General features: G+C 30.8%; 16 protein-coding genes. 3 read left to right on the top strand and 13 right to left on the bottom strand.

From position 1 onward, the window contains the following. Nucleotides 1-59 precede the first annotated feature (59 nt). The 10 genes from scfB to RSA29_RS08825 form a co-directional block, all read right to left on the bottom strand. The gene (scfB, locus tag RSA29_RS08780; protein WP_346943195.1) at nucleotides 60-1,424 is read right to left on the bottom strand and encodes a thioether cross-link-forming SCIFF peptide maturase; all 1,365 of its coding nucleotides are present in this window, start codon (nucleotides 1,422-1,424) and stop codon (nucleotides 60-62) included. Nucleotides 1,425-1,481: 57 nt separating this feature from the next. Then, entirely contained in the window at nucleotides 1,482-1,619 is a 138-nt protein-coding gene (gene scfA, locus RSA29_RS08785; RefSeq protein ID WP_035134469.1) for a six-cysteine ranthipeptide SCIFF, read from the bottom strand. A gap of 29 nt (nucleotides 1,620-1,648) precedes the next feature. Further along, entirely contained in the window at nucleotides 1,649-2,017 is a 369-nt protein-coding gene (locus tag RSA29_RS08790; protein ID WP_346934333.1) for a TIGR04086 family membrane protein, read from the bottom strand. Nucleotides 2,018-2,075: 58 nt separating this feature from the next. Further along, a complete protein-coding gene (gene yajC / locus RSA29_RS08795) occupies nucleotides 2,076-2,363 on the bottom strand; it encodes a preprotein translocase subunit YajC (RefSeq protein ID WP_346934332.1) in 288 nt (95 codons plus the stop codon). Nucleotides 2,364-2,483: 120 nt separating this feature from the next. After that, nucleotides 2,484-3,614, bottom strand: a complete 1,131-nt coding sequence (tgt, locus tag RSA29_RS08800; RefSeq protein WP_346934331.1) for a tRNA guanosine(34) transglycosylase Tgt — start codon at nucleotides 3,612-3,614, stop codon at nucleotides 2,484-2,486. A 115-nt stretch (nucleotides 3,615-3,729) separates the two neighbouring features. Continuing rightward, nucleotides 3,730-4,755 (bottom strand): tRNA preQ1(34) S-adenosylmethionine ribosyltransferase-isomerase QueA, encoded by a 1,026-nt coding sequence (gene queA / locus RSA29_RS08805; RefSeq protein ID WP_346943194.1) that lies wholly within the window; start codon nucleotides 4,753-4,755, stop codon nucleotides 3,730-3,732. A 121-nt stretch (nucleotides 4,756-4,876) separates the two neighbouring features. After that, nucleotides 4,877-5,884, bottom strand: coding sequence for a Holliday junction branch migration DNA helicase RuvB (gene ruvB / locus RSA29_RS08810; RefSeq protein ID WP_346943193.1), 1,008 nt, complete (start codon nucleotides 5,882-5,884; stop codon nucleotides 4,877-4,879). Between the two features lie 94 nt (nucleotides 5,885-5,978). Continuing rightward, on the bottom strand, nucleotides 5,979-6,572 hold the full coding sequence (gene ruvA / locus RSA29_RS08815; protein WP_346943192.1) for a Holliday junction branch migration protein RuvA: 594 nt from the start codon (nucleotides 6,570-6,572) through the stop codon (nucleotides 5,979-5,981). Nucleotides 6,573-6,813: 241 nt separating this feature from the next. Beyond that, nucleotides 6,814-7,476, bottom strand: coding sequence for a hypothetical protein (locus RSA29_RS08820; protein ID WP_346943191.1), 663 nt, complete (start codon nucleotides 7,474-7,476; stop codon nucleotides 6,814-6,816). A 213-nt stretch (nucleotides 7,477-7,689) separates the two neighbouring features. Continuing rightward, the gene (locus RSA29_RS08825) at nucleotides 7,690-8,103 is read right to left on the bottom strand and encodes a DUF3785 family protein (protein WP_346943190.1); all 414 of its coding nucleotides are present in this window, start codon (nucleotides 8,101-8,103) and stop codon (nucleotides 7,690-7,692) included. 322 nt (nucleotides 8,104-8,425) lie between these two features. On the opposite strand from RSA29_RS08825, the gene RSA29_RS08830 reads away from it, so the two are divergent. From RSA29_RS08830 to RSA29_RS08840, 3 genes are all read left to right on the top strand, one after another. Further along, a complete protein-coding gene (locus RSA29_RS08830; protein WP_346934325.1) occupies nucleotides 8,426-8,728 on the top strand; it encodes a metalloregulator ArsR/SmtB family transcription factor in 303 nt (100 codons plus the stop codon). A 184-nt stretch (nucleotides 8,729-8,912) separates the two neighbouring features. Next, nucleotides 8,913-11,411 carry a CoA-disulfide reductase gene (locus RSA29_RS08835; RefSeq protein ID WP_346943189.1) on the top strand — a complete coding sequence of 833 codons (2,499 nt, stop codon included), beginning with the start codon at nucleotides 8,913-8,915 and terminating at the stop codon, nucleotides 11,409-11,411. 387 nt (nucleotides 11,412-11,798) lie between these two features. Then, on the top strand, nucleotides 11,799-11,966 hold the full coding sequence (locus tag RSA29_RS08840; RefSeq protein WP_346933887.1) for a hypothetical protein: 168 nt from the start codon (nucleotides 11,799-11,801) through the stop codon (nucleotides 11,964-11,966). A gap of 147 nt (nucleotides 11,967-12,113) precedes the next feature. Here RSA29_RS08840 and RSA29_RS08845 read toward each other — a convergent pair whose 3' ends face one another. From RSA29_RS08845 to RSA29_RS08855, 3 genes are all read right to left on the bottom strand, one after another. After that, nucleotides 12,114-14,165, bottom strand: coding sequence for a methyl-accepting chemotaxis protein (locus RSA29_RS08845; protein ID WP_346943188.1), 2,052 nt, complete (start codon nucleotides 14,163-14,165; stop codon nucleotides 12,114-12,116). A gap of 320 nt (nucleotides 14,166-14,485) precedes the next feature. Next, on the bottom strand, nucleotides 14,486-15,943 hold the full coding sequence (locus RSA29_RS08850; RefSeq protein WP_346943187.1) for a basic amino acid/polyamine antiporter: 1,458 nt from the start codon (nucleotides 15,941-15,943) through the stop codon (nucleotides 14,486-14,488). 373 nt (nucleotides 15,944-16,316) lie between these two features. Then, complete coding sequence (locus RSA29_RS08855) at nucleotides 16,317-17,402, bottom strand: AI-2E family transporter (protein WP_346944399.1); 1,086 nt, start codon at nucleotides 17,400-17,402, stop codon at nucleotides 16,317-16,319. Nucleotides 17,403-17,405 lie beyond the last annotated feature (3 nt).

The raw sequence follows: 17,405 nt of genomic DNA on the forward strand, positions 1-17,405 counted from the left end.
TAAATATTAATGGTTTTTATCATTGACCTAGAATTAATATTTCATGTTTAATTTACTAGTTACTTATTTGTAGTTTTAGCTTTCAACGCTATTGCACACTCTACTCTCTTCTTCTGCATTTCACATCCTAATTCATAAGGTATATGAACATCACCATTGAAGTTAAAGTTGTTAGCTTGACATCCACCACTACAATAGAATTTTGCCCAACAATTCTTACATGTAGGCTTATTATATATATGTGCATCTTTAAGATTTTGAACTATAGAGTAGTCCTTAACCCCTTCATATATATCTCCCATAAGAAAATCTTTATTTCCTACGAATTGATGACAAGGATATATTTCTCCATCTGGTGTAACTGCAACATATTCATGTCCAGCTCCACAGCCTGAAATCCTCTTATATATACAAGGTCCACCTTGAAGATCTATATTGAAGTGATAGAACTTAAATGGCTTACCAACTTCAATCCTATTAACCATATATTCATATAACTTATCATACTGCTCAAAGATTGTAGGAAGATCTTCTGCTCTTAATGAAAGTTCATGGCTATCTGGCAGAACTACTGGTTCAATAGATATTTCCTCGAACCCTTCCTCCACCATATGTTTAACATCTTCAAAGAAATCTGTGTTTTCTCTAGTGAAAGTCCCTCTTACATAGTAAGTTTTAGATTTATCTCTAACATCTACCATCTTTTTAATTTTAGGAAGTATCGAATCATAGGAACCAGTTCCATCAAATCTAACTCTTACTTTATCATTAACTTCTTTTCTACCATCTATACTCAATATGATATTCCCCATATTTTTATCAAGATAATCAATTATCTCATCATTTAAAAGTGTAGAATTCGTAGTCATTGTAAATCTTATATTTTTATTATGAATTTTCTCTTGTGCTCTACCATAATCTACAATTTCTTTTATAGTATCAAATGCCATAAGTGGTTCCCCACCGAATAAATCCACTTCGATATTTCTTCTTTTACCTGAATTCTTAATAACAAAATCTATAGCGTCTTTACCTACTTGTGCGCTCATGGTCTTTCTACAACCCTTATATTCACCCTCATCTGCAAAACAATATTTGCATTTCAAATTACAATCATGAATTATATTAAGACAAAGCGCTTTAATAGCTACTTCTGCCTTTTCACTAAGCATCGCTATACCTTCATATAAGTCCTTAGAATATAACATTTCTTCATCTACCAAGTATTGTAGTTCTTCATATACTTCATCTATTTCTTCACTTGAATATTTATCCTTGTATATTTCTTTCAACTCATTTTTAGCCTTAAGCTTATCTGCGTCTAGCATGTCATAAACTAGCTCGTCCACTTCATGAACAGCCCCTGAGTTTACATCTATAACATAAAAATCATTACCTTGTTTAAATTTATGAATTAATTCCATTATTTTTCCTCCCAACTAAACATAAAGCAGTAACCTTTTGTTACTGCCTTTAAATGATTAGTTTTCACACTCTAAATTAGCTACTGTACATGAAGTTTTACAAGCTGATTGACATGAGTTAGCACACTCTTTGCAACCTGGCTTCTTTAAACTTTCTTTAATATTAGATTTATTAATTGTTTTTATGTGTTTCATTTGTATTCCCTCCCTATACCATTATTAATTTATAAATTCACTCCAAGCATACCCGACAATGAACCTGCCGCTAATGCGAGAATTAATCTAACTATATCTTTTGTACCAAATGATATCTCTTTTCCAAAACATAAAGATACTATATATAGTATTATCATATAAAATAATCCTACCAGCAATCCCACTATCCAACCTTTTTTCCCCATCTTAAGTGTGGCATATATTGAACCATACACAACACTCACTAGCGTAGCTATCACTAAAAATACTGACGTAACAGTGTTGCTAGCTGGAAAATATGCAGTCACAAGTGAATATACCAGAACGAATATCACCGTTAAAATTGATGCTCTAAACACCCCGTAACCAATAGCAGAATAATTAAACTTCTTATACATTTTATAACCCCCCTTATACTTAATAAATATGTTCATATAAGGGGATTTATGATGATTATTACTTTGTTTCTACTGGTTGATTAACTGATTCCATAACTGAAGCTATACCTAATTTACTCATTTCGATTCTAGCTCTGTCTGGGCCACTCTCTAAAATAATATAATCCTCTTGTATGTTTATTATTTTTCCTCTTATTCCGCCTTTTGTCATAATCTTATCATTTATTGATAAAGAATTAATCATGTCATTATACTGCTTTTTTCTTTTCTTCTCTGGCATGAAAATCATAAGATAAAATAATACAAATACAAGTATCATTGGAACAAACGCCATAAAGTTTTGCATAATATCACTCCTTTCATTATTAATGAAACTCTTTCTTTCATTCTTTCGAATGATTAAGCTATATACTCTAAATCATAAATTTAGAGTATCACTTATGTATATATTTGTTTAAATAAATACCTAATTATTTTGATTCCACTCCGAGAGTTTTTGTGCTTTAAACTCTTCAAAATAGTCTCCGTCGATTGCATTTCTTATATCTTCCATAAGCTTGTTATAGTAATATAAATTATGAAGCACACATAGCCTCATTGCAAGCATTTCTTTTGCTTTAAATAAATGCCTTATATAAGCTCTTGAGTAATTTCTACAAGTAGGACACTGACAGCCCTCATCTATAGGATTTTTATCAAGCTCAAATTTAGCATTCATAATGTTTATTTTACCATACTTAGTAAACACATGTCCATGCCTTCCATTTCTAGCTGGTAAAACACAATCAAAGAAATCTACACCTCTTGAAACAGCTTCTAATATATTTGCCGGTGTTCCTACCCCCATAAGGTAAATAGGTTTATCTTGTGGAAGATGTGGAACTACAGCATCTATTGTTTTATACATTTCCTCATGAGTTTCGCCTACAGCGAGTCCTCCAATAGCATACCCATCAAGATCCATCTTAGTAATAGTTTTAGCATGCTCTATTCTAATATCTTCATAAACTCCACCTTGATTTATTCCAAATAACATCTGTTTTTTATTAATTGTATTTGGCTCTGCATTTAGTTTATCAATCTCAACTTTACATCTTTCAAGCCATCTCGTAGTTCTAGCTACTGACTTTTCAACATAGTCTCTTGTAGATGGATTTGGTATACACTCATCAAATGCCATTGCTATTGTTGATGCTAAGTTACTTTGAATTCTCATACTTTCTTCTGGTCCCATAAATATTTTTCTACCATCAATATGTGAACTAAAGTAAACACCTTCTTCCTTTATCTTTCTCATACTAGCTAATGAAAACACTTGAAATCCACCTGAATCTGTAAGTATTGGTCTATCCCAATTCATAAACTCATGAATTCCACCCATTTTATTAACCACTTCATCACTTGGCCTTAAATGAAGGTGATATGTATTAGATAATTCAACCTGACATCCTATTTCTTTTAAATCCATTGATGACACTGCACCCTTTATAGCTGCTAAGGTACCAACATTCATAAATACCGGTGTCTGTATTGTTCCATGGGGAGTTACGAACTCTCCACGCCTAACTTTCCCACTCTTTTTTAATAATTTATACACGTATTCATCGTCCTTCCTCTTTAACGAGTAAATCTAAATCTTTTCTATTAAATATAATTTATTAAATTCAATAGTTTACTTCATTTACTCATTATCTTTAGTCCTCAGTTATTATTTATTGTATAAACATAGCATCTCCAAAACTAAAGAATCTATATCCATTATCAACTGCAACCTTGTAGGCATTCATAACTATATCTTTAGTTGAAAATGCACTTATAAGCATAATTAATGTAGACTCTGGCAGATGAAAATTAGTTATTATTGCATCTACAATTTTAAACTTATATCCTGGATATATAAATATACTTGTATATCCAGATTGCTCTTTAACCTGACCATCTTCGGTTGCAATACTTTCTAATGTTCTATTCGATGTAGTCCCTACAGCTATAACTCTATTTCCACTTTTCTTAGCACTATTTATAATTTCAGCATTGCTTGCATCTAGAACATAGTACTCAGAATGCATTTCGTGATCTGTTACCTCTTCTGCCTTAACAGGTCTAAATGTTCCAAGCCCTACATGAAGTGTTACAAATGCTATTTTTATCCCCTTTGTCTCTATCTCAGCTAATAGTTCTTTAGTAAAGTGTAATCCTGCAGTAGGTGCCGCCGCTGACCCAACTTCTCTTGAATATACAGTTTGATACCGCTCTCTATCCTCTAATTTTTCTTCTATATAAGGTGGTAATGGCATTTCCCCTAATGAATCTAATACTTCTTCAAAAATACCTTCATAGTAAAATTTTATCTTCCTATTTCCATTCTCTAAAACCTCTACTATTTCTCCCCTTAATTCACCATTTCCAAATATAAAGGTTGCTCCAACCTTTCCTCTTTTCCCTGGTTTAACTAGAGTTTCCCATATATCATTGTCATACCTTCTAAGTAGTAAAAACTCCATTTTACCGCCTGAACCTTCCTTTGCTCCATAAAGTCTCGCCGGCATAACTCTAGTATCATTTAGCACAAGGCAATCACCTGGATTCAAGTACTCTATTATATTTCTAAAAATCTTATGTTCTATCTCTCCAGTTTTTTTATTTAGAACCATAAGCCTTGATTCATCTCTTTTTTCTAAAGGATGTTGGGCTATTAATTCCTTTGGTAAGTCAAAATAAAAATCCTTTACTTTCAAAATCTACACCCTTTCGTCTTATCTTATTATCTATAAAAACATATTATAAATGTGAATTCTATTTTTCTTATTCTGTATAACATATATCATATCGACTTGCTTTAATTTCATAGTTTCCATCCTATAAAATGTGTTCCGGTACAACTCTTCCTAGATGATTATAAGCCTTCCTAGCCGCGATTCTGCCTCTCGGGGATCTAATTATAAACCCTTTTTGTATTAAATAAGGTTCATAAACATCCTCAATAGTATTCACTTCTTCCCCTATAAAATAAGAAAGAGTTTCTACTCCTACTGGCCCTCCACCAAAATTATCTATTATAGCCTCCAATATTTTATTATCTAATCTATCAAAGCCTTCACTATCAACTTCTAAAAGCTCTGCAGCCTCTTCTACCATCTCACTATTTATAACCTCTACACCCTTAACCATAGCATAATCCCTAACACGCTTTAGCAATCTATTAGCTATTCTTGGAGTTCCACGTGATCTCATTCCAAGACTTAATGCCCCTTCATGATCAATATTAACATCCAAAATTTCTGAAGACCTTAAAACAATCTCCTTAAGCTCCGCATTATTGTAATATTCCATGGAACACATTACCCCAAATCTATCCCTAAGTGGAGCTGTCAAAAGTCCAACTCTAGTTGTTGCACCTATCAGTGTAAACTTTGGCAAATCAAGTCTTATGGATTTTGCCGCTGCTCCCTTTCCTATTATAATGTCTAAGGCATAGTCCTCCATAGCAGGGTATAATATCTCTTCTACAGACCTATTTAGTCTATGAATCTCATCAATAAACAATACATCATTAGTATTAAGATTAGTAAGTAATGCCGCTAAGTCACCAGCTCTCTCTATAGCCGGCCCTGACGTAACCTTTAAATTTCCTCCCATTTCCTTAGCCACAATATTTGCAAGTGTGGTCTTCCCAAGACCTGGTGGTCCATATAAAAGCACATGATCTAGTGCCTCATTTCTCATCTTTGCAGCCTTTAAAAATATATCTAGCTTTCCTTTAACTTTTTCTTGCCCTATATACTCCTTAAGTCGTTGGGGTCTTAAAGAATATTCTACTTCCATATCTGCCTCTATACTATTAGAGGTGATGAACCTATCTTCCATAATACCCCTCCATTAAACTTGATTTCAGACTATCTAACACCTTAACCTTAATTGTATGTACAATATTGTATCCCTTATAAAAATAAAATTTCAACTATCCCATCAATACCTTTAAACAATATTTAATAATTTCTTCTACCGTCTTGGTTTTATCAGCTTTTTCCACCGCTTTTTCAGCTTCTTTATCAGAATATCCTAGTGCAATAAGTGCACCTACTGCTTCTGATAATTTTTCATTATGTATATCTATTACATCCATTCCACCTGTAGTTTGAATGGATTCTCCAACATTAATCTTATCTTTAAGTTCCAAGATAATTCGCTGTGCTATTTTTTTCCCAATTCCCGGTGCTTTGGTAATCATCTTTTCGTCATCAGTAATTATAGCATATTTTAGTGTTGAAACACTTGCTATTGACATTAAAGATAATGCTGCCTTTGGTCCAACTCCATTTGTTGAAATAAGAAGATTAAACATTGCTATTTCATCCTTAGTTAAAAATCCATATAACCCGATAAAGTCTTCTCTTACAATTTGATGAGTAAAGATTTTTACCGGTTCATCAATAGTAGGCATATTTGAAATAGTACTCCCTGAAGTGAATATTTTATAGCCTATATTGCCACATTCTATTACTATATATTCCTTTTGTATTGATTTAAAAATTCCTTTTATATATTCATACATTAAATTATCACCATCTTATAAATATTTACCTTTTTAATATAATTTAAATTCAAAATTTATAACATAAATTAAACTCACCTAAACTTAAGGTTGTATCTAAATTTAAGCTTAGTAAGTTGCTATGATTTTTCTAAAATTATAACTATATTATACTTTACCATCTATAATGTAACAATTCAATAAAAAGTAATCAAATAAAAAAACCTAAGAATAAATTATTCTTAAGTTTTTTATTTCATGACTATGTGCTACAAAGAGCTTGTGCATATTGAATTGCCTCTTGTATATTTAAAAACTGATAATCTTCATGACCTTCATAGAAAGTTTTGAGCAGATTACCTTTGTTTTCTATGTCTTTCACCTTCAAATAAGCTCCATTTTCAGATTTCGGATTTAGTATTGTATTCTCTGCGATGGCCAACTTTCCATCTGCTTCGTTTTTATAGATTACAACATTTTCACCCTTAACCCCAACGAAGTATGAACCTATTCCATAGTTATAGCCATCTATATGCTTTACAAAAACCACTTCTTCCTTCGTAAACCTATCTATTTTATATCCAAACTCTGATAATATTTTTTCAGCTTCGGTTTGATTTAATCCCAATAAATTGTCTGACCCTCCATCTATTGGAATTCGATCATCTAACATTTCATCAAACTCTATATTGTCCAGGCAATTTTTATAATTTAGCATAAATTTAATATTACTATCTTTCGAAATCAGCAAGTTGCTTCCTTTAAACGATCCCGTCTGTCTAGTTTCTCCAAACAATCCTAAATCTCCATCTTCAGAGTCTCTAAAAAAACTTATACTTATATTATAACTAATTAGAAATACTATGATGCCTAATGAAACCACTATCATATATATATATTTATTTTTTTTAAATTTTTCAAACATACAATCCCTCCTATTTAGGATTGTATCCAACTACTTTATAATTATACGTTAGTCTTTAATAAAGTCTTTAATAATTTCATGTGAATTATATGTATTTAAATAATATTAAAATTCACTTTAATCAAACTCCACTATGAATCATATGACAACATATCTTAAATATTACTAAAATCCATTAATATGTACATTCTATTTTAAAAAATATAATATATATTACATGTCACACTGTTCAACTTCTACACTAAATGTTTTACATTGACTACACACTACAACTGAAACTATATGGCTATCATCAATCTTCTTCTCTCTTGCCAAACTTGTATATGATGTACCTTCAAACTCTTCACTTATATTGCTTATTACATATTTATTCTCTTTAGAAAAAATATAAAAGTGGTATTCCAAAAATCCATAGTGCTTTTTATCAACTATTTTCCCTCCACCACACTCTTCACAACTATCATTATAGTATTCATAATCAAAATCTACTAAAGATTTCCCCTCATTCAATATTGTTAACACATCTTCTACTGTAAAGCCTTCAACATCTTCACTTTCCATGTAATTAAAATTTTCTTCCGTTAATATAAATTCCTCTTCATTATAAATAAACTTAAATTCCTTCATCACTATCTCCTTAAACTTCTATTTTTAGTAAACTATTTTACTTTATATATTATATATTATTTTTTACCAACTTAAACACTTTTATTTTTATTATTCCCAACATTGTCCCTTAAAGATTTTTTCTGCCCTTCCTTGTTTCCATCTTTCAATCTTTTTAGCTATTTAATATGGTGTCACCAAATATTTTCAAAGTAAATCCTTATAAATATTAAATATAGCACAATTTAACAAAGTAGATTTTGTTAATTATTATTTTAACATTGACATAACTACGAACTATATCGTATTATATGAATATAGTAATATGAGGTGATATAATAACATGATAACTAATGATACATTTCTAAATAATCCAAAACTTTTTGAAGAAAAGGCAAATATTCTGAAGGCCTTAGCTCATCCGGTAAGACTTTGCATTGTTAAAGGGCTTATAGAGAGCGGCGGCTGCAATGTTACAAATATGCAACATTGTCTAAATGTACCTCAATCTACAGTATCACAACACATAGCAAAATTAAAATCCTGTGGAATCATTGATTGGGAAAAGAATGGTTTGGAAATCACCTATAGCGTTAGTGATGATAGCATTAAAAATTTAATTGAACTTTTATTTGAAAATATCTAAATTGTTTATGTAAATCCTTACTGATAAATTTATTGATTCAAACTTTATAGAAGTCTATATTTTAGGCTTCTTATTTTAAAAAGTAAATCATATTATTTAAATATACGGATATATGAAAGTTATAATTTTAACAATAAATGTATTAATAATATACTATTTCAAATTATGAAAGGGGTCTTTAATTATGAGTAAAAAAATTATTATTGTTGGTGGTGTTGCAGGTGGTGCTTCAACTGCTGCTCGTCTCAGAAGATTAGATGAAACTTCAGAGATTATAATGTTTGAAAAAGGAGAATATATTTCCTTTGCAAACTGCGGACTACCATACTACATCGGGGAAACAATTACAGAAAGAAATAACCTTCTAGTTCAAACTGTAAAAGGTATGAGCTCTAGATTTAATATTGATATAAGAAATCTTAGCGAGGTTATAAGTATAGATAAGGCTAACAAACATGTTAAAGTTAAAAATGTTTTAACATCAGAAGTATATGAGGAAAACTACGATATATTAGTTCTATCCCCTGGAGCTAATCCAATAACACCTCCAATTCCAGGCTTAAATGAAGCCACTAATATATTTACCCTTAGAAATCTTCCAGATACAGATAAAATTAAAGGTTTTGTAGATAATAGTAAACCAAAAGAAGCTGTAATCATAGGTGGTGGATTTATAGGTTTAGAAATGGCTGAAAACCTTCATGATAGAGGAGTTAATGTAACTGTCGTTGAGATGGCTAATCAAGTTATGGCACCTCTTGACTACGAAATGGCTACTATCGTTCATGAATCCTTGACTGAAAATGGAGTTAACCTAATTCTTGAAGATGGAGTTAAATCCTTTGAGAATAATGGTAAAAAAGTTATTCTTAGCAGTGGTAAAGAACTCTGTACTGATATGATTATTTTGTCAATCGGAGTACAACCTGAAAGTAAAATTGCTATAGATGCAGGCTTAACAGTTAATAATAGAAAAGCTATAGTTGTAGATAAATATATGAAAACCTCAGATGAAAATATTTATGCTCTTGGGGATGCTGTAGAAGTTATGGATTATATAAATGGAACCCCTACAATGATTCCTCTTGCATGGCCTGCTAACAGACAAGGTCATATTGTAGCTGATATTATTTGTGGAAAAGCAGCAAAATATAATGGAACTCTAGGTTCTTCTGTAGCTAAGGTATTCAACTTAACTATAGCTACTACAGGTAATAATGAAAAAACTCTAAAAAGACTAAATATAGATTACAAAGCTATCCATCTTCACCCAAGCTCTCACGCTGGATACTATCCTGGAGCCTTCCCAGTTTCTTTGAAGTTATTATTTAGCCCAATGGACGGTAAAATTCTTGGAGCTCAGGGTGTTGGCTTAGATGGAGTTGATAAACGTATTGATGTAATAGCTACAGCTATAAAAGGAAATCTAACAGTATTCGATCTTCCTGATTTAGAACTTTGCTATGCTCCACCATATTCATCTGCTAAAGATCCTGTTAATATGGCTGGATATATAGCTTCTAATATTATGGATAATTTAGTAGATATTTTCCAATGGCATGAAGTTGATGAATTATCAAATAAGGGAGAATTTATTTTAGATGTAAGAGAGCCTATGGAAGCAGAGGTTGGTAATATATTAAACTCTGTTAATTTACCTCTAAACACTCTTAGGGATAACTTAGATAAGCTCCCTAAAGATAAGACTATTTATGTATATTGTCAGGTTGGACTTCGAGGCTATATTGCATGTAGACTACTTACTCAACATGGTTTTAAATGCAAAAACCTAGATGGTGGATATAAAACTTATTGCATAACTAAATTACCACTTAATTCAAAGGACAATAATAATTGCAGTAATACTAACACCGATGTTAAAAGCAATTGTTTCAGTAGTAACAACGAGTTAAAGTGTGAAGAAATTCCAAAAGCTACTGTAACTATAAATGCTTGTGGGCTTCAATGCCCAGGACCAATAAGAAAAGTATTCGAAGAAATGACAAAAATGAATTCTGGCGACGTGTTAGAAATTAAAGCCTCTGATCCTGGATTTAAAAAAGATATTGAATCATGGTGTAATAAAACTGGAAACATACTGTTAAAAAGCGAATTTAACAAAGATTCAAATGCCTTTGTAGCTACACTTCAAAAAGGATCAAATACTTCTCTAACTGAAAGTTGCGCTACTGATATATCTACAACTTCACCTAAGGATGGTGCAACTCTTGTAGTTTTTAGTGGAGATTTAGACAAGGCCATAGCTTCCTTTATTATAGCTACTGGGGCAGCTTCCATGGGAAAACCGGTAACAATGTTCTTTACCTTTTGGGGACTTAATATACTAAAAAGAAAAGATAAGCCTTCAGTTAAAAAAGATGCCATGGAAAAAATGTTTGATATTATGCTGCCTAGTAATACAAGTAAATTACCGCTATCTAAGATGAATATGGCTGGCATGGGACCTGTAATGATTAAAAACATCATGGAAAAAAATAATGTAGATAGCCTTGATACTCTTATCATTAATGCCCTCAATATGGGTGTTAAACTCTTAGCTTGCTCTATGTCCATGGATTTAATGGGAATAAAACGCGAAGAGCTTATTCCTGAAATTGAAATTGGTGGAGTGGCCACTTACCTAGCTTCTACGGAAGATTCAGGCCTTAACCTATTTATTTAAATAATATAAAAAAGGTTAAATCATCTTTATTCCAAAGATGATTTAACCTTTTTAACTTATAAATAAACCATAATAAATTTATTTTTCTTTAGGAGCTTTCATCCCTGCCTTGGAAGATATATGACCCTTCGTATTGCCAGTCTTTGGACTACTTGAAGTATGCTCTCGGTTTTTGTTATTTTTGCCCATATTCAATTCCTCCTATGTCAATATAATTTTCAATATTATTATGTGTACAAACAAGCAAATAATACATCTAATATAATCCAATACTTCTTTAATACCCATTTATCCTTTTCATTTCCAACATATTTTTATCACTTTAGTATAAACTACTTTTATAATCATTAATGATTATAAAAGTAGTTTATTATAGGAGGAATTTTTATGGCTGATAACAATAAAAGTCGTTTAAAGGATCATGAACGAAGTCAAACAGAACTTAGAAAAATGTACCCTAAGGATGGTGCTGATGTGGGCATCATAAATGGTGTTAAAATTGGCTCTTATGCAAATAGCAAAGATCATTCAGAGAAAGATGAAATAACCTATTAAAAATTATTTTAATAGATGCAATTCTCTCTCGCATTAATGAATTATACAAAAATTACCCAGTATAACACACTTGTTATTTACTGAGTAATTTTTTGTACAACATATTTCTAAATTAGGTATAGTTTTACAACCTAAATACAACTACATCTATACTTTAAATATGCTTAACTCTTTTTCTAACTCTTCCGTAAGCTCTGTAATTTGCTTCGCAAAATTATTTATCTCGTCTACAGAACTGTTAAATTCCTCTGTAGATGCAGCTATCTCTTCCGTAGTTGCTGATAATTCTTGTGATATAGATGTAGAATTTTCTATCTTTTCACTAATAATTACTTTATCTTCTACAATTTCATTAGAACTAATGTCAACACCTTTTATCTTTGGTATTATTTCACCTATTAATTTCCCAATATTTCCAAAAGAATCTATAGCTTTTTCTATGCTTGCCTTCTGAAGCTGTATATCAGTACCCATAACTTCTGTAGACCTTATAATATTTTTATTTTCCACTACTACACCACTTATTAATTTACTTATTTCTACGGATGATGCTTTACTTTGTTCCGCAAGTTTTCTAACCTCTTCTGCTACTACCGAAAATCCCCTTCCGGATTCTCCAGCTCGTGCTGCTTCTATAGCTGCATTAAGTGCTAAAAGATTAGTCTGCTCTGAAATCGAGTTTATTACATTAACTATGTTGTTTACTGAACCTATTTTCTCATTCATTGCATTTATAATTTTTGTAAATGCCTTAAAACCAGCTTCGAAACTTTCTATAGATATTATTAGCTTCGAAGTATCTTGTCCACTTATTTCTGCTTTTTTATGAATTGTCTCAGATAATTCATTTACTAAAGTTACGTTACTAATCATCCCATTTATCTTATTATTAAATTCTTCTATTACATTACTTATAGAAGTTAAATCTGATGATTGAATATCATTTCCTGCAGCTGCCTCTTGCACTGATTGAGTAATTCCTTCAGATACACTAAGCATATCTTCTGTAGTATCTGACATAGTCCCCATATTAGATTTAAGTGTATTGGCTACAGCCTTAACTGAAAAAATAATGCCTTTTATGTTTTTCCTTGTTTCCTCCATAGCTCTGTATATACTTCCAATTTCATCTTTTTTTATTAAATCTTTACCTTCTATTTCTCCAGTAAAATCTCCACTTGAAAATGCATTTATAGCACCTTCAACTTTTTTAAGATTTTTAGCTAAACTATTTGCAATGATATAATTTACTACACATGTAATTATAAATCCTAAAATAATAAATATAACTAAAATACCTACCATATTTTTTACTGGTTTCATAACTTCTGATTCTCTAATATAAAATCCTAGTGACCACCCATTACTACCTTTGATTGGTTGATATGCTATATACTGCGTTGCCCCAATTCCATTATCATATTCAACTTTTCCAACTCCGCTTTCACCAGCCATCATCTTAGCTTCTAAATTTGCTAAATTTTTATATCCAGGCTCTGTTTTTGCTATTTCAGTTGTATTATACCCACTAGCCACAAGATCAAAACTACTATCTGCTATCATAGTACCCTCTTTGTTTATTATATAAGCCTCTCCCGTTTCTCCATATTTTATTTTTGAAGTAAGCTCTGAAAATTTCTCTGCTTTATCCACTATAGCTAAAACTCCTACTATATCCCCATCTTTATATATAGGTCCTGAATAAACCATTACATATTCATTTGTTATGTCTGATAAATATGGACTAGTTATATGTTTTATTCCACTCATTCCATCTTTAAAGTATTCTTTATCTGCTACATTACCCTTGGTTTCCCCCCCCATAATGTCTCCATTTGAACTTATAAACAATACATCTTCCAACTCGTAGTCACTTTTCAATTTATCTAATTTATATGATTTTTCACTTTTATCACTATTTGGATCAAAAAAAATATTATCATTCACTATAACATCTATAATCATTAGTTTTTTCTCTGATTCTAAGGAAATTATACTTGCACCCTCTTCAGATATTTCCTCCATTAATTTTTTTATATCTGTTGTCATTATACTACTACTTATAATTCCGGCTAATAATAAAATAGTTAATAATATCACCCCTGATGATATTAGATTTTTTATCATTAATTGTGCCTTAATGCCATTGAAATTAATATTATTTTTCTTTGTTTTTTTAATTTTATTTTTATTTATCATAAGTTTATCCCCCTTTTATTTTTAACCTTATTTAACTCTCTATTATATACTCGTATAATTTTATATTTTCTTTATACATATATAGTATGTTTTGTATTTTTAAGTCCTTTTATGGGGGTTGCTACTTTTTATTTTCTTTATTTATGTACTACACTTATAGTATTGTATAAATCAAAACTATTGCTAAATATTTAGCTTTAAAAAAGATGTGAAATTATAGGATTAACCTTTAATTTCACACCTTCTTAATTTATATTAATTCAATTCACCCATACTGCCAACTCTAATAGTTTCTCTTCTTAAATCAAATTTCACCTAATTTAAAAAGGACTTATTGTACCATTTAAAATTAGAACTAATGATAATATAGCAAGGGCAACTAATGCCACTAATATTACCTTATCTCTAGTACTCTCAAAACATTTTTCACCTTTTTCTTTTTTAGCTTTCATATATACTAAGGTTCCTGGTGCATATAGGATTGCTGTAATTAATAGTCCTGTAAGTCCGCTAGCATAAATAAGCCAGCATCCATATATAGTTCCAATCACACCTATAAACCTTGCCAAATTAATTGATTTACTTGTTTCTGTTTCAAATCCATCCTTCTTAAACGAAATAACTAAATAATAAAGTGCACTTAAAAGATATGGAATCATAATCATACTAGCTGATATAGTATAAAATATTTGATAAGTAGATTCATTTAAATAAGTTATTATAAGAAATATTTGAATTACTCCATTTGTTAAAAATAATGAATTTACAGGTGCTCCATTTTTATTTTCCTTTGCAAACACCTTTGAAAATACACCATTCTTCGCTGCAAGATATGGACACTCTGATGCTATTATTGTATATCCAAGTGTTGCTCCAGCAAGGGATATAATTACACCTAAGTTTACAAGTACTGCCCCCCATGGCCCTACTACTGTTTTCAAAATTTCTGCCATTGGTGGATTACCAAGTTCTGCAAGTTCTGCACGTGGCATAACTCCCATACTAAGCATAGAAACCATAATATATATTGCAATTACACATAAAAATGCTGTTATTGTTGCTTTACCAACATCTCTAGATCGTTTAGCTCTACCTGAAATAACTACTGCTCCTTCAATTCCTATAAACGCCCAAACTGTAGTTCCTGATGTAGCTTTTATTTGTTCAACTAAAGACATTCCTCCTGGTTCTCCCCAGAAATTCGACATAAATATTTCTGGATTAAATGATTTTATAAATATTAACGCTACTATAAATACAAGAATAGGTACAATCTTACTTACTGTAACTACAAGATTTATACCTGCAGCCTCTTTTACACCTCTTAATACTAAGTAATTCATAAACCATATAACTAGTGATGCACATACTATAGACCATAGGTTGTTTCCTGTTCCAAACACCGGTGCAAAATAAGATATAGCTGCAAATAATAAAGTTGCATAAGATACGTTTGCAAGTAATGCACTTATCCAATATCCCCAAGCAGAGTTAAATCCTACATAATCTCCCCAGCCTTCGTTTGCATAACTATATATTCCCCCTGTTAACTGTGGTTTTATTTTATTTAATCCAAAGAAACACATTGTCAATGCAAGCATACCAATACCACAAATTATCCATCCAATAATCACTGCCCCTGTATTAGCTCCATTTGCCGCCATATCTCCTGATAGACTAAATACTCCTCCACCTATAGTTGCTCCTATTGCAACTGCCGCAAGCCTTGCATATCCAAGTCCACCTGATTTACCTTCTAATTGGTTGTTATTTGCCATGTTAACCCCCCCCTATATAATTAGTTTAGTATCTGAGTGGTCGTAAAGCTTCATATATACTTTTTTGCCTTACATGATTTTTTCCAATTACACTTTAGTCCTTTTCACCTCCTTAAATTATTATTTTTAACTCTTATAAAAATAGGTTTCACAATACATGTTGGTAAATATATTAAATTATTGTATTAAGTGTAAAACACACACGCAAAACCTTCAATACTTTACCGTGAAAGTTTTTCATAATATTCAATATATTTTAAACATTCTAACTTTATGCCTTTTTTCTATATCATTTACTATTTACATATAAAAAGAGCTACAGAGCTTTAGAATTATTTTCTAAAGCCCTGTAGCTTCTATCACCGTTATATATTTAATCTTCTTTTTCCCTATATTTATACTTCTCAATTATTTTATCTAAATAAATCTTAATAACTCCCATAACTGGTACTGATAAAACCATTCCTATGATTCCAAAGAACCCGCCACCAATCGTTACTGCTAATAGCGTCAATATTGGACTTAATCCTAATTTCCCCCCAACAAACTTCGGCTCTATTATATTGCCCTCAATCTGTTGTAGAATTACTAAAAACACTAAACACCCTATAGCTACTGATGGACTATAGAACATGTTTATAATCACTGTTGGTACCATACCTATGATAGGTCCAAAATAAGGAATCATATTTGTAATTCCACAAAGTATTCCAAGAAGTAATGCATACTTTGATCCAATTAATGATAACCCAATAAAACTTACTAATCCTACAAAAAATGAATCTATAGATTTCGCAACAATATAGGTTCCAATGTTAGAGTTAAATGTTTTAATTACTTCAACAACTAATCTTGCCTTTTCCTTTTTTAATAATATATATGTAACTTTTTTAATATAATATAAGATATTTTCTTTATCAATAATTATATACACTGATATAATTAATCCTAAAATTAAATTAACAACTAATGTAGTCATTGTTACCATTCCATTTAATATATAGCTTAATAGGACATTGATTAACTCCCCAAATTTAGGAACAATTAATAACAAGCTTTCCTCAACTTTAGCCATTGAAGCACGATCAACTTTTCCAACAATATCCACAATCCATGATTCAACTTCACTTGAATACTGTGGAATTTGGTTTATTATTTCTATAATGCTATTCGTAATTGATGGGACTACCATAATTAAAAACACCACGGTTATAGTTAGAGTCACTCCATAAATTATAAGAATAGTTAACCATCTTTTAAGCTTTAGCTTTTTCTCCATAAACTCCACTAAAGGAGATAAAATATATGCTAAAATCATACCTATAAAAAACGGTGTCAATAATGATAAAAACTTAGTAATAATTCCCCAAAAATAACTATAGCTATCCACAAATTGTATCAAAACATATGATACTATAATTGTAATAATCAATCCTAAATAAAATTTTATATTCTTCAATAA

It is taken from the genome of Clostridium sp., from assembly GCF_036660475.1.
GTDB lineage: Bacteria > Bacillota > Clostridia > Clostridiales > Clostridiaceae > Clostridium_J.